Here is a 22,494-nt window from a genome sequence, read left to right on the forward strand (position 1 = left end):
GCTGAAAGATTGTTCGAGGTCGCGGAATATCGCGGCCACCGCGCGGGATAGACGGAAACGGGGTCGTCAAATGGGGAATTCTGCAAACAAATATCGGGCGAAGCTTGGCAGAACGGTTTGCGCCGTCGCCTTGGTGGCCACCTTGGCCGGTTGCGCCAATGTCAGCAAGATCAAGACGGGTTCCATCCCCACCGGCAACAAACCGATCTCCGAGATGAACAGCTCGGAGCTTTCACGCTTCGAGGGCAAATATGCATCGGCTTACAAGGCCAATCCGAAAGACAAGGCCGTCGGCATCAACTATGCCACCCTGTTGCGCATGACGGGACGGGACGATCAGGCGCTCGCGGTCATGCAGCAGGTCGCCATCCACCACCCGACCGACCGGGACGTGCTGGCGAGCTACGGCAAGGCCCAGGCCTCCGCCGGGCAGCTGGAAGCAGCGCTCGGCACGATCCAGCGCGCCCAGACACCGGACCAGCCGGACTGGAAACTGCTGTCGGCCGAAGGCGCCATCCTTGATCAGCTCGGAAAATCGAACGAGGCGCGCCGTTTCTACCGCAAGGCACTCGATATGGTGCCGGGCGAGCCGTCGGTCCTTTCCAATCTGGGCATGTCCTATTTGCTTTCCGGCGACCTGCCGACGGCAGAGAACTATCTGAAACAAGCCGTCGGCAAACCCGGCGCCGACAGCCGCGTCCGCCAGAACCTGGCGCTCGTCGTCGGACTGCAGGGCCGCTTCGAGGAAGCCGAACAGATCGCCAAGGCCGAACTCTCTCGCGAACAGGCGAAAGCCAATGTCGCCTATCTTCGCTCGATGATGGCGCAGCAGAACGCATGGGCGAAGCTCAAGGACAAGAAGAGCTGACAAGCCCGAAACAATTCAAGAACCAAAAAAACCCGGCTGACAAAGCCGGGTTTTTTTACGTCCGTGTTTCGCTTGCCGTATCAGATCGTATCGAACACGCTCATCATCGCCGGTCCGAGGATGACCCCGAAGATCACCGGCAGGAAGAACAGGATCATCGGCACGGTCAGCTTTGGCGGCAGGGCCGCGGCTTTCTTCTCAGCCTCAGTCATGCGCATGTCGCGGCTTTCCTGGGCCAGCACCCGCAACGCCTGGGCAACCGGGGTACCGTAACGCTCCGCCTGGATCAGTGCCTGACAGACGGACTTGACCGGCTCCAGCCCCGTGCGCTCGCCGAGGTTCTCAAAGCCCTTGCGCCGCTCGTCCAGATAGGAAAGCTCGGCGGTGGTCAGAACCAGTTCTTCAGCCAGCGGCGCCGACTGGTTTGCGACCTCATCGGCAACACGCCGGAATGCGGCTTCGATCGATACGCCCGATTCCACACAGATCAGCATAAGGTCAAGCGCATCGGGCCAGGCGATGCGGATCGACTTCTGGCGCTTCTGGGTCTTGTTGGAGACGTAGATGTTGGGCGCATAGAATCCAAGATATGCGGCGCCGACGCAGAACAGAACCCGCATTGCCGTCGGCTGTTCTGAAAGTCCGTCCAGCCAGAACACGTAGGCCACAGCCGCCGCCAGAAAAAGGAAAGGCAGCGTGAAGCGCGCGAACAGGAATATGTTCAGGGCGTTCTGGGTTCGAAAGCCGGCAATCCTCATCTTCTTGACAGTGGTGCTGTCAACCAGGGCTTCGCGCAGGTTGAGCCGATCCACGAACTGACGGATGGAGGTGTTGTTGTCGTGCCGCAGCGAACCGCGGGAATTTGCCTCTGCATTCAGCCGGGCGCGTTCGCGTGCCCGGATCTCGTCACGCTCCAGCGCGACCGATTTCATGCGCGCCTTCAGGTCGCCGCGCTCGAAGAAAGGCATGAAGATCGTGACCATCGTGGCGAAAACCGCGATGCCGACAAGGACCGCTGAAACAAGTGTTGGGTCTGTGAGCGTCTTGATCATGACAGGGCTACTCTTTGTATCGCCAGCTTCGGTTCAGGCCTTAAATGTCGAAATTGATCATGTTGCGCATGACCAGCACGCCCATCACCATCCAGACGGCCGAAACACCCAGGATCAGGTGTCCACGCGGGTCCGTGAAAAGGGGCATGATGTATCCGGGCGACGTCATGTAAACGGCTGCCATGATGAAGAAAGGCAGCGAGCCGATGATGACGGCCGATGCCTTGGCCTCCATCGACAGCGCGTTGACCTTTGCCTTCATCTTTCTGCGGTCGCGAATGACGCGCGAAAGATTGGCCAGCGCCTCGGAAAGGTTGCCGCCGGCCTGTGCCTGGATCGTCACGACGATCGAGAAGAAGCTGGTTTCCGGCAACGGGATGTTTTCGTGCAAACGCTCGCAGGCCTGCGGTACGGTCATGCCCAGTTGCTGGGCCTCGACGATGCGCTTGAATTCCGTGCGCAGCGGCTCCTGCGCCTCGGTGGCAATCATCCTCAGCGCATCGTTGATCGGCAGGCCCGAGCGGATGGAACGCACGATGATGTCGAGAGCGTTCGGGAATTCATCAAGGAAGGCCTTGAAGCGGCGTGTGCGCTTGAACGAAACGATCCATCGCGGAACGCCCAGAAAACCGACGATCACCATGCCGGCAACCACGAACAGCGGCGTGCCGACCAGCAGCGCGGCCAGGCCGAAGGCCAGGCCCATGAAAACGCTGGCGATATAGAACTGTGCGACATTGATGCCCCAACCGGTCTGGTAGAGGGCGATCTTCAACGGCGGCGAGGCGTAATTGACCTTCTTTTTCTGTTTTTCTTCCAGGTCCTTGAGCGATTCCTGAACGGATTTGCGCCGCTTGGCCGCTTCATTGACGCTGTCGCGGGCCATCTTCAGGGCTTTGCTGTCGGTTTCCTGACGCTTGACCTGCTTGTAGCGCTGATCCGATTTATTCTGGGTCTCGATCGACGTGAAAAGGAACGTATAGGCAAAGCCGCCGGCGGCAACGGCCACCAGCGCTATGATTACCAGAACCGGCATCTCAATTCCGAACATGTCGACCGCCCTTTCCTACTCTCACTTTCCAGCCAACCGGGCTTTTACGCACCTGTCTGTTCCATGCTGTCGATCGCCTCGGCGAGCCGGCGCTCCTCGTTGAAGTAGCGCGCGCGCTCCCAGAAATGCGGCCGGCCGATACCGGTCGACATGTGGCGGCCGATGATATTGCCGTTGGCATCCTCGCCATCGATATCGAAGGTCATCAGGTCCTGGGTGATGATGACGTCACCTTCCATGCCCGTGACTTCGGTGATGTGGGTGATGCGGCGCGAACCGTCGCGCAGGCGGGCCGCCTGAATGATGACGTCCACCGAACCGGCGATGATTTCGCGCACGGTCTTGGCCGGCAGCGAATAGCCGCCCATGGCAATCATCGATTCGATACGGCTCAGGCACTCGCGCGGCGAGTTCGAGTGGATCGTGCCCATCGAACCGTCATGGCCGGTGTTCATCGCCTGCAGGAGGTCAAAGACCTCCGGTCCACGGACCTCGCCGACGATGATCCGCTCGGGACGCATACGCAGGCAGTTCTTGACCAGGTCGCGCATGGTGACCTCGCCTTCGCCTTCGATATTCGGGGGCCGTGTCTCAAGGCGCACGACATGGGGCTGCTGAAGCTGAAGCTCCGCAGAGTCCTCGCAGGTGATCACACGCTCCGTCTCGTCGATGTAGCGGGTCAGACAGTTGAGCAAGGTGGTCTTGCCCGAACCCGTGCCGCCCGAGATGACGACATTGCAGCGAACGCGGCCGATGATCTGGAGGATCGTCGCGCCGGCCTCCGTGATCGAGCCGAAATTGACCAGCTGATCGAGGGTGAGCTTGTCCTTCTTGAACTTACGAATGGTCAGTGCGGTGCCGTCGATCGCCAGCGGCGGCGCGATGACGTTGACGCGCGAGCCGTCAGGCAGGCGCGCGTCGCATATCGGGCTCGATTCGTCGACACGGCGGCCGACCTGGCTGACGATGCGCTGACAGATCGACAGCAACTGGCTTTCGTCGCGGAAACGCACATCGGTTTCCTCGACCTTGCCGTTGACCTCGATGTAGCTCGTGCCGGAGCCGTTGATCATGATATCGGCGATCTCGTCGCGGGCCAGCAGCGGCTCCAGCGGGCCATAGCCGAGAACGTCGTTGCAGATGTCTTCGAGCAGTTCCTCCTGCTCGGAAATCGACATCGCGAAATTCTTGATGGTGATGATATCGTTGACGATATCGCGGATTTCCTCGCGCGCGCTTTCATTGTCGAGCTTGGAAAGCTGCGAAAGATCGATCGTGTCGATCAGCGCCGAAAAGACCTGCGACTTGGTCGTGTAGTAATTGTCCGACTTCTTGGACGCGCGCTTTTTCTCCGGGCGGTTGCCGCCCGGGGCGATTGGCGTGTTGCTTGACATGGGTGCCGGCTCAGGGGCGGGCGGGGCCTCTTCCGGGGCCTTTTCCATCTCGAGCTCCGGCGCAAGGGGGGGCGTCTGGACAGCCGTGTCCTCCACCCTTCCAAATCCGTCTTTTCCGCGTTTGCCAAACATTGATTACCCCTGAAACTTGGAACTCTCGGTCAGCCTATTTGCGCGCCAACAGGGACCGCAGGCCCGTCAGCCCGGACTTTTTCTGGGCTTTGACTTCCGCACGACCCGTCAAGACATGCGCAAGCTGCGAGAAGGTCTCGGCGATCGGCGCCTTGGCATCCGTTTCAGCGATCATCTGACCGCTGTTCGAAGCCGTTCCGAAGAGCTGGGCGTCGAACGGGATGATTGCCGTTGCATCGATTTCGAGCGGTTCGCAGAAATCGGCAACCGAAATCTCCGGCCGCTTCGGCACCCCGACCTGATTGAGGACAAGGCGCGGCGTACGATCGTTGGGTCGCAGTTTGCCGAGTGTGTCGATGAGGTTCTTGGTATTGCGCAAGTTGGGCAGATCGGGTGTTGCGACAACCACGACATCGTCCACCTCGGCAAGCACCGACTTGGTCCAGTTGGTCCACATATGCGGCACATCGAGCACCGCGACCGGAGCGGTTCGCTGAACAATTTCGAGAACCGGCTCGAAGGTCGAGCCGCTGAAATCATAGGTCCGGTCGAGCATCGAAGGCGCGGCCAGCATCGACAGGTGCGATGCGCATTTCGACAGGAGCCGCTCGAGGAAGACGTCATCGAGCCGCTCGGGCGCAAACACCGCCTCGGCAATGCCCTGCGGCGGGTCCTGGTCGAAATTGATGTTCGCCGTTCCAAACGCCAGGTCCAGATCCGCCAGGATGACTTCGGTCTCGAACAGGCTGGAGATACCCCATGCGCAGTTGTGGGCTACGGTGGACGCGCCGACGCCTCCCTTGGCGCCGACAAATGCAATCGTCCGGCCGAGCGGCTCTGCTTCCGGGTCGACGAATATCGTCGACACCACATGGATGATGTCGGCGATGGAGACGGGACCGACGAGATACTCGGAAATGCCCCTGCGTATCAGCTCGCGATAGAGGAACACGTCATTGTCATAGCCGATGATAATGACCTTCGTGGTCGGATCGCAGACATCGGCGAGTTCGGCCAGCTGGTTCAGCAGTTCATCGCCGCTCAACGCGTTCTCCAGAATAATCAGGTTCGGCGTCGGAGATGAGGCGTACATCGTGCAGGCCTTTTCCAGGCCACCGGTGATCGTGCGCATATGCACGCGCGCCAGCCGCCTGTCGTCGGCCATGGCGCTGATGGTCTGCATCAGGCTGTCCGATTCGCAAAAGGCCTGTATGGAAATACGGGGCAACGGACGAAGATTGTCCATTGCGTCATGATCGCCGCCTGTGTCGAGCAGGCTATGATCCGCACCCTGATTTTCAGCAACCTCACTCATTTCGTCATCCTGCCTTGCGTTCTCCAGATTCACTCAAGCCCTCAGCTACTCGCTGGGCGTGGCGGTGGAACCGTTCTTACGATAGTTCCCGATCACCTCGTCGCGGCGCTGCGCGTCGATCGGGGTCATGCCGCGTGGTGCGATCAGGTCCGACGGATTGGCAATCTGGGCCGCCAGATTGTTTTGCGTGGCACATCCGAAATTCTGGTAGTGCTTGTTTTCCATCGTATTGGTGACCAGGTCCTCCGGCCATTTGCCGCACTGATTGGTATGCGCGCTGATGGCGACGAAACTCAGTCGGATCGGCGCCGCGTCGTTCTGCGCCGCCGCCTGATAGGAGGTGTAGGTGATGCGCCGGGCCGGAATGCCCTCCTCCACCAGGATCTTGCGAACCTGTTTGGCGATGCGCGACGTGGCACCGGCGTTGGGCGAGCCGACCGGTGTCATGATCTGCACCGCTCCGGACGCCGTTTCCCGATAGTCGGATGCAAATCCGCGCACCGCGGAAATCCGGCCGTGATTCAGATTGCGCTCGCCGCTGGCAACCGGAATGTCGACCGTGTGCTGCTTCTCGGCAATCATGATCGGGTGATTCGTGCGGTAGTCGTCCGGCACCGAACCGACCTCAATGTCATGAACATTCGCGCAGCCGGCCAAAAGAGCGCCCGCCATGACCATCGCCACCTTGATCGAGACCGGTGACTTACGACCCCGGGGATGGTGCATTGGCCGTTTCATCGAGACAGTGTTCCTATGCGTCATGATGTGACTCCAGCCCCTCATTACTTGTAGATAAACCCGACGACGCCATGGTAGCGGCCCGGCGGCAGATCGGTTTCCATCTGCCCGTAGACCCGGTTCACGCGACCGAGGAAGTTTGCCGCGCCGTCACTGGATGCGTTGAAATTGTCATCCGGACGCGCCAGCTTGTTGCGGGCCACCGGACGGACGAGATAGGGTGTCGCAATGATGACCAGCTCCGTCTCGTTGCGGACAAAATCACGGCTGCGGAACAGCGTTCCGAGAACCGGCACTTTCGAAAGACCAGGAAATCCACCCATCACCTGGCGCAGATCGTCGCGAACCAGTCCCGCGATGACGATCGAGCCGCCCGAGGGCAGTTCAACGGCCGTATCGGCTTCACGCCGGCGAATGCCGTTGACGGTGACACCGCCGAAGCCGTTGGCGCCGCTCAGGGACACGCTTCCCTCGAAGGTCGGCTCGGAGATCTCGGTCTTGACCCTCAGGCTGATCCGTCCGGCGGACAGGACCACCGGGATGAATTCAAGGCCGATACCCCATTCCTTGGCTTCGTATGTGTAGGTGATCGTTCCGGAATCGGCATCGACCGCCTGGCCGGTCACCAGCTGGAATTCGCCGCCGACGAAGAATGTCGCCGGCTCGCCGGAAATCGCCGTCAGGCTCGGCTCAGCCAGCGTCTTCATCACGCCGGCCTGCTCCATGGCCCGGACATAGGCTTCCACGGTGGAATTGCCCAGATTGAACTCCGAACGGCCGAAGGTGCTGCTCAGGGCTTTTCCGAGCCCGACAGGATTGACGGACGAGAACGCCGCCGAGCCGCTTGCTCCGATGAGGTAGGTGTTGAAGCCGAGCTGCTTGAGCACCTGCCGGCTGACCTCGGCCACCGTCACCTTGAGCGTGACCTGGTCCTCGCCCTCGATGTCGATCAGGTTGATGATCTGCGAGACCTGGCGCTGTTCCGCAAAGATGGCAGCATCGCCGCCATCACCGACCGCGGTGATGTTCCGTGTCGTGGCTTCACCGCCCTTGAGAAAGATCTCGGCAAGCTGACTGGCGCGCGAGGCGTCCTGGGGCGTGCGCACCGTTCCGGTCAGCACAATGTTGTCGCTGATGATTTCAACGGAGATATCCGAATCCGGAATGAAGCGCGCAAGCTGCCTCTGCAGGCCGGTGATGTCCCGTTCAACGGCGAGATCGAGGCTGACGATCTGTTTTCCGTCGGCACCGAAGACAAAGATATTGGTCTGGCCGACCGCCTTGCCGAAGAGATAGATGCGCCGCGAGGACCGGGTCACGGCGTCTGCGACGGACGGGTCGGCAACCAGAATGTCCTGGGCATCGACAGGCAGGTCGACGACGACCGCCTTGTTCAGCCCCAGCTTGACTTCCTTGACGTTTCCGGAACCCGACTTGCGGACCTTGATGGATGGCGGATTGGCCTGGGCTGGGCTGACAAAGGACTCCGCGGTCAGCACAGTGGTCAATGCGACAGCCGCACCGACAAGCAGAGTCTGGCGACCAAAGGTTGCTGCAAGAGCTGAAAGATTTGATCTACGCACTGTTTTATCCCCGGTCTAATTTGCTGCGCCGACATTGGTGATCGTTCCCGAGCGAATGAGCTGAATCGTGCCCCCCGCTTCACCACTCAGGAGATAGTCCGCCCCGCCTGTGTCCGGATCCTGGACATCAGCGACACTGCGCAGTGCGAGTGTGAGGCGCGCGGCCATTTGCTGTGCAACGGCGATGATCTTTGCCTGCTCGGGCGTCAGCTCGAGCGTGGCAGTGGAGCCCACAGCCGTCTTCTTGCCGTCTTCGTCTTCCTGGATGCGCTGGTCGATCGCCAGAACCCGGATATTTTCAAGAATGGTCTCTGTCAGGAAACCAGCCTCGTCCGAATTGCGGACCATGATCACGTCAACCCGGTCGTTTGGCAGAATGAAACCGCCGGCGCTCGTTACGACCGAGATCGCGGTCGACACTGCTCTCTTACCGGAGGGCAGGATTGACGACATGATGCTCGTGCCGGAATCGACGACCTTTTCGGTTCGAAGCGGCTCGCCTTCAAAGATCGGCAGACGGACGATCGAGCCGGTCAGTTCCTGGACGGCATCGGGACGCGTCGAACGGGTGATGAAGCCGTCTTTTACGGCGTCCTCAGGCCAGTCCTGCCAGCCAAGGTTCTTCTTGTCGAGGCGTGAGCCGATCGGCAAACTGCTCGACGCGACAAGAACCTCATCGGTCTGAACCTTCTTGACCACCTGGCGAACAGGCTGTTCGCCGTCTTTGCCGGTGATGTTCAAAATCAGATATCCGGCTGCGACAGCGGCAACCAGAGCGACGACCATGACTATCAAACGTGCGGGCTTCATACCGTTTCCCCGAGACACTATTCCAATCGTTGGCCGAACAATGCCGGACCAATCGTGTACTTATGGTTAATGCGGGGCTACCAATCTTACTTAACGGCGAATTAATGCGCCTGGCTGGCGGGACAAAGCCGAATTATACAATCACTTGATTGAATATATTTTGATACTGCAATTATTACGAGCACTGTACTTACTTGCCCGAAAAGCGGGCGCGGTCAGTTGCCACCGGCAAGCGCGTATTGAACCATTACCGAAGACGGGTAGCACAACAATGCGGCGGCGCCGATCGCAATGCCATAGGGAACACCCTGCTTGCGATCCAGCAGATGGTCGACGGGGCCGAGCCGAAATGCTGCAAACCTGTCGATTCGCATGACAAGCAGAACGACGGTGAGCAATCCGCCGAAGACGGCCACATAGGTCAGAAAATTGAGCAGTTGCATGTTCAAACCGAACCAGACCGATGTCGCGGTCAGCAGTTTCGCATCGCCTCCTCCCATCGCGCCGATACCGAACAGTGCAAAACAGACGGCGAAAACGACCAACCCGGCGAGGAAATGCTGGCCGTAATCCGCCCAGCCCATACCGGCCAGGGGCGCCAGAACCGCAAAGGAAACGAGGAGAATCAGCGATACGCGATTGGGTATCGTCATCGTCAGGGTGTCGGTCAATGCCGCGAATGCGAGACACAACGGAAAAATCACCATTATCGCCGCCTCGATCATCGCCATCTCCTAATGCGCCTGAACACCGTCATGACCAAAAAACACCAGCACTTCGATATGAGCGCACATGCCTTAAGAAAAAATAACCGCCGGGACCTTTCGATCCCGGCGGCAAATTCTTTCGCTTCGACCGTCGAAATGTATCAACGGCGCCAGAGCCGACTACTCGAGCTCGTTGGCTACAGCGTTAAAGGTGTTTTCAAGGCCGTTGCCCACCAGGCCCATGGCCGTGATAGCAGCAACAGCGATCAGAGCAGCGATCAGGCCATATTCGATGGCGGTCGCGCCGGACTCGTCTTTCATGAAACGTGCAAAAACCTTAGTCATTGGAATACTCCTTGCTCCACTTGTTCAGCACTTCCGTCAACTGTTTCGCGCTGATCGGATGCGAGCAAGCTAGCGAACAGGATTTGAAAACCCCTTAAAAAACTTGGTTAGCGAATTCTTTACGGCAACCGAGCTGTCGTTTGGTGAACGCTTGATTAAGGCCTGAGCACAATTTTGACCTTGCAACCGATCGCATCGGAACTACCGGGAATCCGACACAGCAGACAATATATTATATAATGTGGAAACACCGCTGCCGGGTTTCGTCTCTTCGCCCACCCGATTGCCGGCCGCCCCGTTTTCCCGGTGCCGATCATCTTTTTTTGGCGCATTGTTTCGTGCATTAAGCCTTCGTTCACCATTCCGGGCGACTTTTAGGGGCAGATTCATCTCAGGCGCGGCTCGAGGAGCAATTCATGTTCAAACTGCTAGACATGCGAATGATGGCAAGGCCGATCTTCGCGCTGACCGTGTGCACGGCTGCTCTGACATCCGCGATCGCGCCGGCCGAAGCGGAAAACACGATCAGGGTCGACCTCGACTATGCGCGGATCATCAAGCTCGACCGTCCCGTCAGCCGGGTCATTGTCGGCAATGCCGAGATCGCCGACGCGACGGTCAGCGATGCGCAAACCATAATCCTCACCGGCAAGAGCTTCGGAACGACCAACCTGGTCATCCTCGACAATGACGGCAACGCGATTGTCGATGAACGTGTTCTCGTTTCGCTCGAAGATAACAACACGGTGCAGATCTACCGGCAGGACGAACGGACCGTCATGTCCTGCACGCCCGCCTGCGAGCCGCTGGACCTGGAGTAGCGGCAACACGCTTCCAAACGCTGATGGTTAACATTCGGCAAACATAATATGTCGAATGCCGGCCAATTCGGATACGGATTGTAAACTCCTTTGCCTTAGGATTTGCCGACAGGTCCATGTAGCGGGGTTGTCATGCGGGTCCTCTTTAGCAGAGCGCAAAGAAGCGCTGAGCGTAAGCGTATATTGAAACGCTCCTGGTTCCGGCTGAAACGTGACGAGAACGGTGGCGCAGCGATTGAATTCGCGCTGCTGGCCATTCCCTTCTTCCTGCTCATCTTCGCGATCATCGAGACCTGCATCGCTTTTGCCGCCGAGCAGACGCTCAACTACGCGGTCGACAAGCTCGGCCGCGAATTGCGGACCGGACAGCTGACTTTCGCGACCGGCGAGTCGACGGACATTACCGAAGAGGAATTCCGGACCAGGCTGTGCAGTGAAGTGTCCATCATGTTCACCTGCGGCACGGATGTCGACGACCGGCTCTATGTCGACCTGCAGAATTACGGGGACTTCGCCTCGATACCGACGGATGTTCCGATCGTTGCCGGAAAACTCGATGATACAGGCTTCGACTTCGACCCCGGCGGCGCATCGACGATCAATGTCCTGCGTGCCTATTACACCTGGAGGGTCACCGTCGACCTGTTTCGACCGTATATCGCCAACATCACGGCGGACTCAGAATCCCAGGCAAACTACTACCTCATCGTGGCCACGACCGCATATCGCAACGAAGCCTATGACGAATAGCGGCCACACGATGAACCTGATTGCGGAGACGCGCCGATGAACCCGACAACAAAACCGGACAGCAAGCTGCCACTGAAACATTTGTGGGCCCGTTTCGGCGCGCTGCTTGGAGACAAGAAAGGCGTCGGCGCCGTCGAATTCGCGTTCGTCGCACCGATATTGGTCGTCCTTTATATCGGCGCCGTCGAGATGACGGTCGCGCTGTCAGTCGACACCAAGGTCTCGCGCGCCGGAAACATCACACTCGACCTTATTACGCAGGCAACCTCCACATCCAAGGACGAGCTTGACGATATGGAAGATGTCGCCGCCAGCATTCTGGCGCCCTACACGCCCGATAATGTCGAGCTTGTCTATACGGCGATCACCATCAACGCAGCGGGCGACAAGGCGACCGTGACCTGGTCATGGGCCAATGGCGCATTGATACCGCCGGCGGTTGGAACCGACGTAACCGCAGAGATGCCGACCAGCCTGCTGATTGCCGACGCATTCTATGTCCGCGGCGAAATCGGCAATACGCACAATTTTATCACCTCGATCCCGTTCACGGGCCGGACGATGAGTTCGCTCGATCTGACCGAGACCTATTTCATGCGGCCACGCCTCGGCACGACCATTACCTGCGACGACTGCAATACCTGACACTGGCGGCTGTTGCCGCAGCCCATCAATCCGCTGAACCGGCGGCCCCCAAGTGCATGCGCACAGGTGGGGCGCGCCGGATGTCCTGCTAAAAATCCTATTGTCGCACGGCCTGTGGCGTAATAATTTGTGGCGCGCCGCGTCATCGATCCGTTGCGCGGTGTGCCCCAGGCGCATTGAACAATAATAAGCAACAGGACTTCCATGGCCCGCGCGATCATTCTCGTACTCGATTCCTTCGGCGTAGGCGGCGCACCGGACGCCGACCGGTTCGGCGACGCCGGGTCGGACACGCTGGGGCATATTGCAGAGCAGTGCGCCATCGGCTTGGGCGACCGGCAGGGACTGCGGCAGGGACCGCTCTTGCTGCCGAACCTGACTTCGCTGGGTCTTGTCCAGGCGGCCCGGCTGGCAACCGGTCGCGTCCCGGCGGAGATGGACGATTCCGTTCGCCCGATCGGCCGCTATGCCTGCGCCAACGAAGTCTCGCTCGGCAAGGACACCCCGTCCGGACATTGGGAGATCGCCGGCGTGCCGGTGCGTTTCGAATGGGGCTATTTTCCCGAAGGCGAGGAGACGTTTCCGACCGACCTGCTGGAGAAGATCTACGAAATCGCCGAGCTTCCAGGCAGCCTGGCAAATTGCCATGCATCGGGCACCGACGTGATCAACGCGCTTGGCGAAGACCATATCCGTTCGGGTAAACCCATATTCTACACCTCCGCCGACAGTGTCTTCCAGATCGCCGCCCATGAGCACCATTTCGGTCTCGAGCGGCTCTTCAGACTGTGCGAAGCCGTTCGCAAGCTTGTCGATCCACTGAATATCGGGCGCGTGATCGCGCGACCCTTCATCGGCGAATCGCCAGATGATTTCCATCGCACGGGAAACCGGCGCGACTATTCCGTTCCGCCGCCGGAGCCGACGCTGCTGGACCGCGCGCGCGACGCCGGCCGCCTGGTCATCGCCGTCGGAAAGATCAGCGACATCTTCGCCCATCAGGGAATCAGCGAAATGCGCAAGGCCGAGGGCAACGATGCGCTGTTCAACACGACGCTGGCGGCAATGGACGATGCCGATGACGGTGACATCGTTTTTACCAATTTCGTCGACTTCGACATGCTCTACGGACACCGCCGGGATGTTCCCGGATATGCGGCGGCCCTGGAGCGGTTCGATGCCCGCCTGCCGGAAATCGCCCGCAAGCTGAGGCGCAACGACCTCGTCATCATCACGGCGGACCACGGTTGCGATCCGACCTGGCGCGGCAATGATCACACCCGCGAACGGGTGCCGATCCTTTGCTTCGGATCGGCCGTGACGGCCGGTTCCGCCGGCATAAGGGAGACCTTCGCCGATATCGCGGAAAGCGTCGCGGCCCATCTCGGTCTGGCGCCCGGCCGGCACGGAAGGAGCTTCATTTGACCCGCCACATACCCAAGGCTGAAATTCACTGCCATATCGAAGGCGCCGCGCCGACGGCGCTGGTGCGCAGCCAGGCGCAAAAATACGGCGTCGACATGGACCATCTGATCGATGGCGACCGGTATGTCTGGAAGGATTTCACCAGTTTTCTCTCCGCATACGATGCGGCAGCGGCCCTGTTTCGCACGGAGGAGGACTACGCGCTTCTGGCGCAGAGCTATCTGACCTCGATCGCCGAAGAGGGTGCAATTTACAGCGAAGTCTTCATTTCACCCGATCATGCACGCCGCGCGGGCCTCGATCCGCAAGCCTATGTCGACGGTCTTGGCGAAGGCATGCGGCGCGCCCGCGCTTCGCACGGGATAGAAGGGCGACTGATCATCACCTGCGTGCGCCATTTCGACGCCGATGCGGCAATCGATGTCGCACGGTTCGCGGCCTCGCGGCCGCATCCGCTTGTCACCGGCTTCGGGATGGGCGGCGATGAACGGATGGGGTCCCACGCCGATTTCGCACGGGCCTTCGACATTGCCCGTGACGCCGGTCTCGGTATCACCACCCATGCCGGAGAAGTGGCCGGTCCCGACAGCGTCCGCGATGCCTTGCAGCACGTGCGTCCGACCCGCCTCGGCCATGGCGTGCGTGCGATCGAGGACCCGTCCCTCGTCGAACACCTTGCCGAAGAAGGCATCGTTCTCGAAATCTGTCCGGGATCGAACGTCTCCCTCTCACTCTTTGCCGGCTTCGAAGATCACCCCTTCCCGGCTTTGCGGGAAGCCGGCATTCGCGTGACGCTCAACTCGGACGATCCGCCCTTCTTCGCCACCAGCCTCGGCCGGGAATACGCCCTTGCCCAGAACGCATTCGGCCTTTCCGACGACGATCTCGTCGCCACGACGAGAACGGCGCTGGAAGCGGCTTTCGTCGATGAGGAAACGCGCGCCGCATTGCTCGCAAAACTGTGACAAACCGACGGTCACGGGATATTTGGGCGCCGACGCACCTTGCCGCCGCATCGCCGGAAATGCAGAATGCGGCTCAGGAAACAAAAGGATAAGAAACATGGGCGGCGTCACCGTCATCGACCATCCGCTGGTTCAGCACAAGCTTACCATCATGCGCAAGAAGGATACGTCGACCGCCGGGTTCCGGCGCCTCCTGCGCGAAATCTCGACGCTGCTGTGTTACGAGGTCACGCGTGAGCTGGCGCTGACGCATGAGGATATCGAAACGCCGCTGGCGCAGATGGACGCACCGGTTCTTGCCGGCAAGAAACTGGTCTTCGCCTCGATCCTGCGGGCCGGAAACGGTCTTCTTGAGGGCATGCTCGACCTCGTCCCCTCGGCGCGGGTGGCCCATATCGGCCTTTACCGGGACCACGAGACCCTGCAAGCGGTGGAGTATTATTTCAAGGCGCCAGAGGACATCAGCGACCGGCTCGTTATCGTCGTCGACCCCATGCTGGCGACCGCGAATTCATCGATCGCGGCGGTCGAGAAGCTGAAGGAACGCGGCGCGCATAATATCCGCTTCCTGTGCCTGCTGGCAGCGCCGGAGGGTGTCGAAGCCTTCTGCAAGGCGCATCCGGACGTGCCAGTCTTCACGGCCTCCATCGACAGCCATCTGAACGAGAAGGGTTATATCGTTCCCGGTCTCGGCGATGCCGGCGACCGGATGTATGGAACGAAGTAAGCCCCGTTCGGGGCCTATTGGCCGCATCAGCGCAATCTGCCCGCAAAAGTTAACGCTTCCCTAACCAGTGGCGCACACACTGTGCGCATGCAGGACCCGGATTACAGTCCGTTAGGAATCTCCTGCTGTACTGCGTGCAAACAGGCACAAGGGCGCTTATCATGATGCGGATTTTTCTGCTGGCGGGCATCGTTTCCGGGGTCGCGATCGCGGTCCCGAAGATTGTCGATGGCCAGCTGACCCTGCCGAGCCCGCAAAAGCAGGAGACCGCTACGGTCACCGAAGCAGCGGCAATGGAGCCCGAGGCCGCCTATGTCGGCGGCAGGGACGTCGTTCTCACCGCCGATTCACGCGGCCATTTCCATGGCGATTTCCGGATCAATGGAAGAAGCGTGGCGGGCCTGATCGATACCGGGGCGACAGCCATTGCGATCAACCGCTCGACGGCTCGAAAGGTGGGCGTTTTCGTCAGCCCCGCCATGTTCAAATATCGCGTGATGACAGCCAATGGCGCCGTCAAGGCCGCCCGGGTCGAACTGGGATCGGTAGAACTCAAATCCATCCGCATCCGCAATGTGGAAGCCTATGTGCTCGATGACGATTCGCTTGCCGGCACCCTGATCGGCATGAGCTTCCTGAACCGGCTGTCATCCTATAGGGCGCGCGACGGGAAGCTGGTTCTCACGCGCTAAAGCAAATGGCGCCATATTGCCGCCCGTTGCTCTAACCTTCAATCTTCGACAGGATCACGTCCGCCGCCGAAGGCCGGTCGTCCGACAGCCGATAGCATTTGACGACATTCCGCGCAGCGCGTTCCGCCGCCTCGTCGCTGGCCGCGTGCACGCGGGCTATGCGGTCGCCCGGCTGCAGCGCGGTGCCGTGTGCAACAAGATCGGTGAGGCCGACGGACGGGTCGACATCGTCCTGCGGCCGGGTGCGGCCGCCGCCAAGCGCGACAACCGCAAGTCCGATGCCGCGCGCATCGATGGCGCTTACGTGACCTGCCCGATCGATGGTTACATCGCGCACGACCGGCGCCGGCGGAAGATGGTGCTCGTAACGCGCCATGAAATCGGCCGGGCCGCCGAGCGCGCCCACCATGGCGGCAAATTTCTCCGCCGCCCTGCCCGAATAGAGCGCCTCCCGCGCCGATTGCGCCGCCGCCTCCAGGCTGTCCGAAAGACCGGCGTCAAAGATCATCTGTCTGGCAAGTTCGACCGTCACTTCCTCAAGCCGGGCGTCCCGGTGGACGCCGGTCAGGAATTCGACGGCATTGCGCACTTCAACGGCATTGCCGGCGGCGCTGGCGAGCGGCTCGTTCATGTCGGTGATGATCGCCGATGTGGCAAGGCCCGCGCCGGTCGCCACCGAAACCAGGCTCCTTGCCAGTTCCGTCGCCGCCTCGGGATCCGACATGAAGGCGCCGTTGCCGGTCTTGACGTCGAGCACAAGGGCCTGCAGGCCGGCGGCCAGCTTTTTCGACAGGATGGAGGCGGTGATCAACGGCACCGATTCAACTGTCGCGGTGACATCGCGAATACCGTAGAAGCGCTTGTCGGCCGGAGCCAGGCTGCCGGTCTGGCCGATAATGGCGCAGCCGACATTCGCAACCGTTTCGCGGAACAGTGCGTTTGACGGCACCACCTGGTAGCCGGGTATCGACTCCATCTTGTCGAGCGTGCCGCCGGTGTGGCCGAGGCCGCGTCCCGAGATCATCGGCACAGCCGCGCCACAGGCCGCCACGATCGGCGCCAGCATCAAGGAGACATTGTCCCCGACGCCGCCGGTCGAATGCTTGTCGGCGACCGGCCGGTCCAACTCGGGCCAAGCCAGGACATCGCCCGAATCGCGCATCGCGAGGGTCAGCGCCACGGCTTCTTCTCGGGTCATGCCGTTGAAAAACACCGCCATGGCCAGTGCAGCGATCTGTCCTTCGGAGACCGAATGATCGGTGATCCCGCGGACGAATTCGGCGATCTCGCCCTGCCCGAGTTCCTGGCCGTCGCGCTTACGACGGATGAGTTCCTGCGGTAAAAAGCTCATTTTCGCGTCTCCGTCGTGCGGGCGACGATCAGCGCGCCAGCATCGTCTTCAGGATTGCGGCCAGGCGTTGCCCGCCGAGCGGCGCCATTTCCTTGGTCTCGTCATGCGATATCTCCGTGCCGCTCATGCCCGCCGCGAGATTGGTGATCACGGACGCGGCAGCAACGCGCAGGCCAAGGAAGCGCGCCAGGATCACCTCGGGAACGGTCGACATGCCGACCGCATCGGCGCCAATGGTGCGCGCCATCCTGATTTCGGCCGGCGTTTCGAAGCTTGGTCCCGAAAACCACATATAGACACCCTGGTGCAGGTCGACATCCACAGCGGCGGCCGCCTCGCGCATTTCGCCGGCCATCTCCGCGTCATAGGCATTGGTAAGACCGACAAAGCGCCGGTCACTCGGCTCACCGAAGAGCGGGTTTGAACCGGAAAAATTGATGTGATCGGTGATCTGCATGACCGAGCCCGGCGGCATGTCCTCGCGCAGCGAACCGGCCGCATTGGTCAGGATCAGCCGCTTGACGCCAAGGCCGTGCAATGTCTCCAGCGGGGCGCGCATGACCGAGGCGTCGCCCTTCTCGTAGTAATGCGCGCGGCCGGACAGCATGATGACCGGCGTTGTGCCCAGATGACCGGCGACGACCTCTGCCGCATGGCCGGAAACGCCGCTGTGCGGGAAGCCTTCAAGGTCCGAATAGGGCACCCTGACGGGATCAGCCACAGCGTCGGCCAGGGATCCGAGGCCGGAGCCGAGCACGATCGCGGTTTCGGGCATCAGGCCGTTCAACTGCTTGACCAGAATGGAAAGGGCACTGTTCATTTCAAAGCATCCGCGTCGAAAGCGTAGGGGAGCAATTCACCAAGCGTCACCGTCTTGACGATGCCGTTCTGGTCGCACAAATGGATCTTCGTCTCTGGGCCGGCAAACTCGGCCAGACGCTGACGGCAGCCGCCACAGGGCGTGCAGGCGGCCATTTTCTCGGCGATGACGGCAACCTCCCTGATCTCGAGCCCGCCGGCCATGACCATGTGGCCGATAGCCGTCGTCTCGGCGCACCAGCCTTCCGGATAGGACGCGACTTCGATATTGGCGCCGGTATAGATTTTCCCGTCATCGGCCCGCAGGGCGGCGCCGACCGGAAACTCGGAATAGGGCGCGTGGCAGCGGCGCATTGCATCGCGGGCCGCAATGAACAGATCTTCAGACATGCGAGCGCTCCAAATCTACCAGCGTGGAGGATTTGAAGTTCCTCTCATCGATTGCAGCGCTCTCAGCAAGGAACTTCAAATCCGTAAACCACACTAGATTCATAATGTTGCCAGTGTCCTGATTGAATCTGAAGTTCGTGCAGAGGATGCAGCCTGATGTGACGAACTTCAGGTTCAGGACACTAGCGTTCCTTCACATAGGGCTTGCCGCCGGCCTTTGGCGGGATCGCCTTGCCGATGAAGCCGGCCAGAAGAATGACCGTCAGCACATAGGGAAGCGCCTGCATGAACTGGACCGGAACCTCGCCCACCACGGGCAGCTGCTGGCCCTGCAGGAGGATCGCCAGCGCATCGAGGAAACCGAACAGCAGGCAGGCAAGCATCACATTGACCGGCTTCCACTTGGCGAAGATCAGCGCCGCAAGCGCGATAAAGCCCTTGCCCGCCGTCATGCCCTTGACGAAGCCGGCGGCGACCGCCATCGACAGATAGGCGCCTGCGAAGCCGCACAATATGCCGCAGCAAAGCACGCCGAGATAGCGCATCTTCGTCACGGAAATGCCCGCCGTGTCGACCGCGCCAGGGTTTTCGCCGACCGCCCGCAGCCGCAGCCCGAAACGGGTGCGATAAAGAACCCACCAGGTGATCGGCACCATGGCAAAGGCAAAATAGGTCAGAAGGAAGTGGCCAGAAATCAGGTTGGCGTAAATCGGGCCCAGCACCGGTACATCGGCCAGCGTTTCGGCAAAAGGCAGGGTGATCGCCTGAAAACGGCTGTCCTCATTGAGCTGCGGGGTTCGCCCGCCCTGCCTGAACCAGGCTTGGCCGAGGATCACCGTGGAGCCGAGCGCAATGAAGTTGATCGCAACGCCCGACACGATCTGGTTGCCGCGCTGGGTTATCGAGGCGAAGGCATGCACCATGGCAAGCGCGACGGAAACGACAATCGCGGCGGTCAGGCCGATGATGGCCGATCCGTAGACCGCCGCCGCGGCGCCGCCGGCAAAGGCCGCCGCCAGCATCTTGCCCTCAAGCCCGATATCGAAAATGCCGGAGCGCTCGGAATAGAGCCCGGCAAGGGCCGCTAGAATGAGCGGAACCGACAGGCGGATGGTGGCTTCGAGCGTGACCATTACAATCTGAAAATAATCCATCGCCCTACTCTCCCGCCGCCGTCGCTTCGGACTGTTTTCCCGCACCGCCGAGCGTGGCGAAGAATGTCGTGATCGCCGGCCTGAACATGTGTTCGAGCGCGCCGGCGAAGAGGATCACGAGACCCTGGATGATGGTGATCATATCACGCGAGATCTGCGGCATCTCGAAGGCGATTTCGGCGCCGCCCTGATAGAGCATTCCGAACAGGATCGCCGCCGGAATGATGCCGACCGGATGGGACCGGCCCATCAACGCCACGGCGATGCCGACAAAACCGGCGCCTGTGACGAAGTCGAGCTGCAGGCGGTGCTGGTCGCCCATGATCGGGTTGAGCGCCATCATGCCTGCCAGCGCGCCGGAAATCAGCATGGTGATGATGATGATGCGGGCTTCCTTGATGCCGGCATATCGGGCCGCTGTGGGGCTCGCTCCCATCGTCCTGATTTCGTAGCCAAGGCGCGTGCGCCAGATCAGCAGCCAGACCAGGAACGCCGCGACGAGCGCGAGGATGAAGGAGAGGTTGAACGGCGCGCCGCCGATATCCAGCCCGAAGATCGACAGCAGCCAGTCAAGGCGCGGCAACTGGCCGCCTTCAAGAAAGGTGCGCGTCTGCGGCGCCATGGAACCGAGCGGCTTGACCACCTCGACGAGCATATAGACCATCAGGCTCGAAGCGATGAAGTTGAACATGATCGTCGTGATGACGACATGGCTGCCGCGCTTGGCCTGGAGATAGCCGGGGATGAACGCCCAGGCCGCGCCGAACATCGCCGCGGCAAGTACCGCGACGGGAAAAGTCAGGAACCAGGGGAAGATCCCGTCAAGCGCGAGACAGGCAAACGCAACGCCAAGGCCTCCGATATAGGCCTGGCCCTCGCCGCCGATGTTGAACAGACCGCAATGGAACGCGACGGCCACCGCCAGCCCGGTGAATATGAAATTCGTTGCGTAGTAGAGCGTGAAGCCCAGCCCCTCGCCATAGCCGAACGCGCCCTGCACCAGCAGCGTCGCGGCCTTGATCGGGCTCTCGCCGACGATCAGCACGACGAGGCCGGCGACCAGGAATGCGACAACGAGGTTGATCAGCGGGATCAGGCCGTATTCGACCCAAAGCGGCAGTTTTGCGTAGGGAACACTCATTGGGCCGCCTCCTGCCCTTCCTCGACACCGGCCATCAGCAGTCCCAACTCTCCTTCCGTCGCCTCCGGCGTTCGCTCGCCGACAACCCGGCCGGCGAACATGACGAGGATCCTGTCCGAGAGCGAACGGATCTCGTCGAGCTCGACCGAAACGAGAAGCACGGCCTTGCCGGCATCGCGCATCTCGATAATGCGCTTGTGAATGAACTCGATGGCGCCGACATCGACGCCGCGCGTCGGCTGGCCGATGACGAGCACCGCCGGATCGCGCTCCATCTCGCGCGCCAGGACGATCTTCTGCTGGTTACCGCCCGAGAAATTCGCCGTTTTCAGGCGCACATCTGGAGGCCGGATGTCGTATTTCTCGGCGCTTTGCGCCGCATGGCTGCGGACCGCATCGAGCTTGAGCATCGGGCCGTTCAGATATTCTTCGTCATAGTGATAGCCCAGAATGGCGTTCTCGTTCTCCTCGAAGCTGAGAACAAGGCCCATATGATGCCGGTCTTCCGGCACATGGGCGAGACCGCGCTTGCGCAGATCCTGCGGATCGGCATCGCCCGTCACATCGATCGGCTGGCCGGCGAGCAGCACGGTGCCTTTCTCGGCCTGGCGAATGCCGGTGATCGCCTGCAGCAGTTCCGACTGGCCATTACCGGCAACGCCGGCAATGCCGACGATCTCGCCGGCCCGCACTTCGAGCGAGACATCATCGACCATGACGACGCCGCGATTGTCGCGCACCGTCAGTCCGTCGACCGAAAGCTTCACATCGGACGGGTTGGACGGACCTTTCTCAACCCGCAAAAGGACGCGCCGTCCGACCATCAGCTCGGCCAGTTCCTCGACATTGGTTTCCGATGTCTTGCGGGTGGCCACCATCTCGCCGCGCCGCATGACCGATACCTCGTCGGTGATCGCCATGATCTCGCGCAGCTTGTGGGTGATCAGGATGATGGTCTTACCCTGGTCGCGCAGCTGTTCGAGGATGCGGAACAGGTGGTCGGCCTCGGCCGGGGTCAGCACGCCGGTGGGCTCATCGAGGATGAGGATTTCGGCGCCGCGATAGAGGGCCTTGAGGATTTCCACGCGCTGCTGCAGCCCGACCGGCAGTTCCTCGATCACCGCGTCCGGATCGACTTCCAGCGCATATTCGTCTTCCAGGCGCTTCAGCTCGGCCCGCGCGTTGACGATGCCGCGATTGAGGATGGCGTTTTCCTCCGCGCCCAGCATGACATTTTCAAGCACGGTGAAATTGTCGACCAGCATGAAGTGCTGGTGAACCATGCCGATGCCAGCGGCGATCGCCACATTCGGATCGCGAATGGTAATCTCTTCGCCATTGACCAGGATCTTGCCCTCATCGGCCTGATAGAAGCCGTAGAGGATCGACATCAGGGTCGATTTTCCGGCGCCGTTTTCGCCGATGATCCCGTGAATGGTGCCTTTGCTGACACTCAGATTGATATTCTTGTTGGCATGAACCGGACCGAAACTCTTGTCGATGCCCCTCAGTTCGATAGCAAGATCGCTCATGCGCCATCCGTTTTTTTATCAATTGGTATAACGGACCACCTTATTCACCCCCAAAAGGCGATACCAGCCCGAAACCCGGCTTTTTTC

General features: G+C 60.7%; 23 protein-coding genes. 8 read left to right on the plus strand and 15 right to left on the minus strand.

Going from position 1 to position 22,494, the window contains the following annotated elements; all coding sequences use genetic code 11:
- The first annotated feature begins 70 nt into the window (after window positions 1-70).
- Entirely contained in the window at window positions 71-868 is a 798-nt protein-coding gene (locus tag OOZ53_RS21425; RefSeq protein WP_271091781.1) for a tetratricopeptide repeat protein, read from the plus strand.
- A gap of 80 nt (window positions 869-948) precedes the next feature.
- Here OOZ53_RS21425 and OOZ53_RS21430 read toward each other — a convergent pair whose 3' ends face one another.
- The 9 genes from OOZ53_RS21430 to OOZ53_RS21470 all read right to left on the minus strand — a co-directional run bounded on the left by OOZ53_RS21430 (window position 949) and on the right by OOZ53_RS21470 (window position 9,995).
- Window positions 949-1,920, minus strand: coding sequence for a type II secretion system F family protein (locus tag OOZ53_RS21430; protein WP_271091782.1), 972 nt, complete (start codon window positions 1,918-1,920; stop codon window positions 949-951).
- Window positions 1,921-1,960: 40 nt separating this feature from the next.
- Window positions 1,961-2,971, minus strand: coding sequence for a type II secretion system F family protein (locus tag OOZ53_RS21435; RefSeq protein WP_271091783.1), 1,011 nt, complete (start codon window positions 2,969-2,971; stop codon window positions 1,961-1,963).
- Window positions 2,972-3,015: 44 nt separating this feature from the next.
- Window positions 3,016-4,497, minus strand: coding sequence for a TadA family conjugal transfer-associated ATPase (locus OOZ53_RS21440; RefSeq protein WP_271091784.1), 1,482 nt, complete (start codon window positions 4,495-4,497; stop codon window positions 3,016-3,018).
- Between the two features lie 34 nt (window positions 4,498-4,531).
- Window positions 4,532-5,812, minus strand: coding sequence for an AAA family ATPase (locus OOZ53_RS21445; RefSeq protein WP_271091785.1), 1,281 nt, complete (start codon window positions 5,810-5,812; stop codon window positions 4,532-4,534).
- A gap of 45 nt (window positions 5,813-5,857) precedes the next feature.
- Window positions 5,858-6,538 carry a CpaD family pilus assembly protein gene (locus OOZ53_RS21450; RefSeq protein WP_425499212.1) on the minus strand — a complete coding sequence of 227 codons (681 nt, stop codon included), beginning with the start codon at window positions 6,536-6,538 and terminating at the stop codon, window positions 5,858-5,860.
- A gap of 56 nt (window positions 6,539-6,594) precedes the next feature.
- Complete coding sequence (locus tag OOZ53_RS21455) at window positions 6,595-8,133, minus strand: type II and III secretion system protein family protein (RefSeq protein ID WP_425499209.1); 1,539 nt, start codon at window positions 8,131-8,133, stop codon at window positions 6,595-6,597.
- Between the two features lie 15 nt (window positions 8,134-8,148).
- Window positions 8,149-8,943: a Flp pilus assembly protein CpaB gene (gene cpaB / locus OOZ53_RS21460; protein WP_271091786.1), complete on the minus strand. Its 795-nt coding sequence runs from the start codon at window positions 8,941-8,943 to the stop codon at window positions 8,149-8,151.
- Window positions 8,944-9,158: 215 nt separating this feature from the next.
- Window positions 9,159-9,668, minus strand: coding sequence for an A24 family peptidase (locus OOZ53_RS21465; protein ID WP_271091787.1), 510 nt, complete (start codon window positions 9,666-9,668; stop codon window positions 9,159-9,161).
- Between the two features lie 162 nt (window positions 9,669-9,830).
- On the minus strand, window positions 9,831-9,995 hold the full coding sequence (locus tag OOZ53_RS21470) for a Flp family type IVb pilin (RefSeq protein ID WP_271091788.1): 165 nt from the start codon (window positions 9,993-9,995) through the stop codon (window positions 9,831-9,833).
- A 434-nt stretch (window positions 9,996-10,429) separates the two neighbouring features.
- Here OOZ53_RS21470 and OOZ53_RS21475 point away from each other — a divergent pair, with 434 nt between their 5' ends.
- From OOZ53_RS21475 to OOZ53_RS21505, 7 genes are all read left to right on the plus strand, one after another.
- Window positions 10,430-10,816, plus strand: a complete 387-nt coding sequence (locus tag OOZ53_RS21475; protein WP_425499213.1) for a pilus assembly protein N-terminal domain-containing protein — start codon at window positions 10,430-10,432, stop codon at window positions 10,814-10,816.
- Window positions 10,817-10,999: 183 nt separating this feature from the next.
- Window positions 11,000-11,566 (plus strand): TadE/TadG family type IV pilus assembly protein, encoded by a 567-nt coding sequence (locus OOZ53_RS21480; RefSeq protein WP_271091790.1) that lies wholly within the window; start codon window positions 11,000-11,002, stop codon window positions 11,564-11,566.
- 36 nt (window positions 11,567-11,602) lie between these two features.
- Window positions 11,603-12,211, plus strand: a complete 609-nt coding sequence (locus OOZ53_RS21485) for a TadE/TadG family type IV pilus assembly protein (RefSeq protein ID WP_271091791.1) — start codon at window positions 11,603-11,605, stop codon at window positions 12,209-12,211.
- A 204-nt stretch (window positions 12,212-12,415) separates the two neighbouring features.
- Complete coding sequence (locus OOZ53_RS21490) at window positions 12,416-13,636, plus strand: phosphopentomutase (RefSeq protein WP_271091792.1); 1,221 nt, start codon at window positions 12,416-12,418, stop codon at window positions 13,634-13,636.
- The gene (locus tag OOZ53_RS21495) at window positions 13,633-14,601 is read left to right on the plus strand and encodes an adenosine deaminase (RefSeq protein WP_271091793.1); all 969 of its coding nucleotides are present in this window, start codon (window positions 13,633-13,635) and stop codon (window positions 14,599-14,601) included. Before OOZ53_RS21490 ends, OOZ53_RS21495 begins: the two co-directional genes overlap by 4 nt.
- A 97-nt stretch (window positions 14,602-14,698) precedes the next feature.
- Complete coding sequence (gene upp, locus OOZ53_RS21500) at window positions 14,699-15,328, plus strand: uracil phosphoribosyltransferase (protein ID WP_271091794.1); 630 nt, start codon at window positions 14,699-14,701, stop codon at window positions 15,326-15,328.
- A gap of 161 nt (window positions 15,329-15,489) precedes the next feature.
- On the plus strand, window positions 15,490-16,020 hold the full coding sequence (locus OOZ53_RS21505) for a TIGR02281 family clan AA aspartic protease (RefSeq protein WP_271091795.1): 531 nt from the start codon (window positions 15,490-15,492) through the stop codon (window positions 16,018-16,020).
- Between the two features lie 31 nt (window positions 16,021-16,051).
- On the opposite strand, the gene deoA is transcribed toward OOZ53_RS21505, so the two are convergent.
- The 6 genes from deoA to OOZ53_RS21535 all read right to left on the minus strand — a co-directional run bounded on the left by deoA (window position 16,052) and on the right by OOZ53_RS21535 (window position 22,407).
- Window positions 16,052-17,371: a thymidine phosphorylase gene (gene deoA, locus OOZ53_RS21510; protein ID WP_271091796.1), complete on the minus strand. Its 1,320-nt coding sequence runs from the start codon at window positions 17,369-17,371 to the stop codon at window positions 16,052-16,054.
- Window positions 17,372-17,399: 28 nt separating this feature from the next.
- On the minus strand, window positions 17,400-18,191 hold the full coding sequence (locus OOZ53_RS21515; protein ID WP_271091797.1) for a purine-nucleoside phosphorylase: 792 nt from the start codon (window positions 18,189-18,191) through the stop codon (window positions 17,400-17,402).
- On the minus strand, window positions 18,188-18,580 hold the full coding sequence (locus OOZ53_RS21520; protein WP_271091798.1) for a cytidine deaminase: 393 nt from the start codon (window positions 18,578-18,580) through the stop codon (window positions 18,188-18,190). The genes OOZ53_RS21515 and OOZ53_RS21520 overlap by 4 nt, the downstream gene beginning before the upstream one ends.
- A gap of 182 nt (window positions 18,581-18,762) precedes the next feature.
- Entirely contained in the window at window positions 18,763-19,734 is a 972-nt protein-coding gene (locus OOZ53_RS21525; protein ID WP_271091799.1) for an ABC transporter permease, read from the minus strand.
- Window positions 19,735-19,738: 4 nt separating this feature from the next.
- Window positions 19,739-20,875: an ABC transporter permease gene (locus tag OOZ53_RS21530; RefSeq protein ID WP_271091800.1), complete on the minus strand. Its 1,137-nt coding sequence runs from the start codon at window positions 20,873-20,875 to the stop codon at window positions 19,739-19,741.
- On the minus strand, window positions 20,872-22,407 hold the full coding sequence (locus OOZ53_RS21535) for an ABC transporter ATP-binding protein (protein ID WP_271091801.1): 1,536 nt from the start codon (window positions 22,405-22,407) through the stop codon (window positions 20,872-20,874). Before OOZ53_RS21535 ends, OOZ53_RS21530 begins: the two co-directional genes overlap by 4 nt.
- Window positions 22,408-22,494: the final 87 nt, after the last annotated feature.

It is taken from the genome of Allohoeflea poritis, from assembly GCF_027889715.1.
GTDB lineage: Bacteria > Pseudomonadota > Alphaproteobacteria > Rhizobiales > Rhizobiaceae > Hoeflea_A > Hoeflea_A poritis.

Bases quoted from the DNA above. Each gene is read 5' to 3' on its own strand.
- OOZ53_RS21485 (WP_271091791.1), top strand. From the start codon at position 11,603: ATGAACCCGACAACAAAACCGGACAGCAAGCTGCCACTGAAACATTTG.
- OOZ53_RS21520 (WP_271091798.1), bottom strand. From the start codon at position 18,580: ATGTCTGAAGATCTGTTCATTGCGGCCCGCGATGCAATGCGCCGCTGC.
- cpaB (WP_271091786.1), bottom strand. From the start codon at position 8,943: ATGAAGCCCGCACGTTTGATAGTCATGGTCGTCGCTCTGGTTGCCGCT.
- OOZ53_RS21430 (WP_271091782.1), bottom strand. From the start codon at position 1,920: ATGATCAAGACGCTCACAGACCCAACACTTGTTTCAGCGGTCCTTGTC.
- OOZ53_RS21530 (WP_271091800.1), bottom strand. From the start codon at position 20,875: ATGAGTGTTCCCTACGCAAAACTGCCGCTTTGGGTCGAATACGGCCTG.
- OOZ53_RS21450 (WP_425499212.1), bottom strand. From the start codon at position 6,538: ATGCACCATCCCCGGGGTCGTAAGTCACCGGTCTCGATCAAGGTGGCG.
- OOZ53_RS21465 (WP_271091787.1), bottom strand. From the start codon at position 9,668: ATGATCGAGGCGGCGATAATGGTGATTTTTCCGTTGTGTCTCGCATTC.
- OOZ53_RS21475 (WP_425499213.1), top strand. From the start codon at position 10,430: ATGCGAATGATGGCAAGGCCGATCTTCGCGCTGACCGTGTGCACGGCT.
- OOZ53_RS21425 (WP_271091781.1), top strand. From the start codon at position 71: ATGGGGAATTCTGCAAACAAATATCGGGCGAAGCTTGGCAGAACGGTT.
- OOZ53_RS21490 (WP_271091792.1), top strand. From the start codon at position 12,416: ATGGCCCGCGCGATCATTCTCGTACTCGATTCCTTCGGCGTAGGCGGC.
- OOZ53_RS21515 (WP_271091797.1), bottom strand. From the start codon at position 18,191: ATGAACAGTGCCCTTTCCATTCTGGTCAAGCAGTTGAACGGCCTGATG.
- deoA (WP_271091796.1), bottom strand. From the start codon at position 17,371: ATGAGCTTTTTACCGCAGGAACTCATCCGTCGTAAGCGCGACGGCCAG.
- OOZ53_RS21445 (WP_271091785.1), bottom strand. From the start codon at position 5,812: ATGAGTGAGGTTGCTGAAAATCAGGGTGCGGATCATAGCCTGCTCGAC.
- OOZ53_RS21505 (WP_271091795.1), top strand. From the start codon at position 15,490: ATGATGCGGATTTTTCTGCTGGCGGGCATCGTTTCCGGGGTCGCGATC.
- OOZ53_RS21435 (WP_271091783.1), bottom strand. From the start codon at position 2,971: ATGTTCGGAATTGAGATGCCGGTTCTGGTAATCATAGCGCTGGTGGCC.
- OOZ53_RS21535 (WP_271091801.1), bottom strand. From the start codon at position 22,407: ATGAGCGATCTTGCTATCGAACTGAGGGGCATCGACAAGAGTTTCGGT.
- OOZ53_RS21470 (WP_271091788.1), bottom strand. From the start codon at position 9,995: ATGACTAAGGTTTTTGCACGTTTCATGAAAGACGAGTCCGGCGCGACC.
- OOZ53_RS21440 (WP_271091784.1), bottom strand. From the start codon at position 4,497: ATGTTTGGCAAACGCGGAAAAGACGGATTTGGAAGGGTGGAGGACACG.
- upp (WP_271091794.1), top strand. From the start codon at position 14,699: ATGGGCGGCGTCACCGTCATCGACCATCCGCTGGTTCAGCACAAGCTT.
- OOZ53_RS21525 (WP_271091799.1), bottom strand. From the start codon at position 19,734: ATGGATTATTTTCAGATTGTAATGGTCACGCTCGAAGCCACCATCCGC.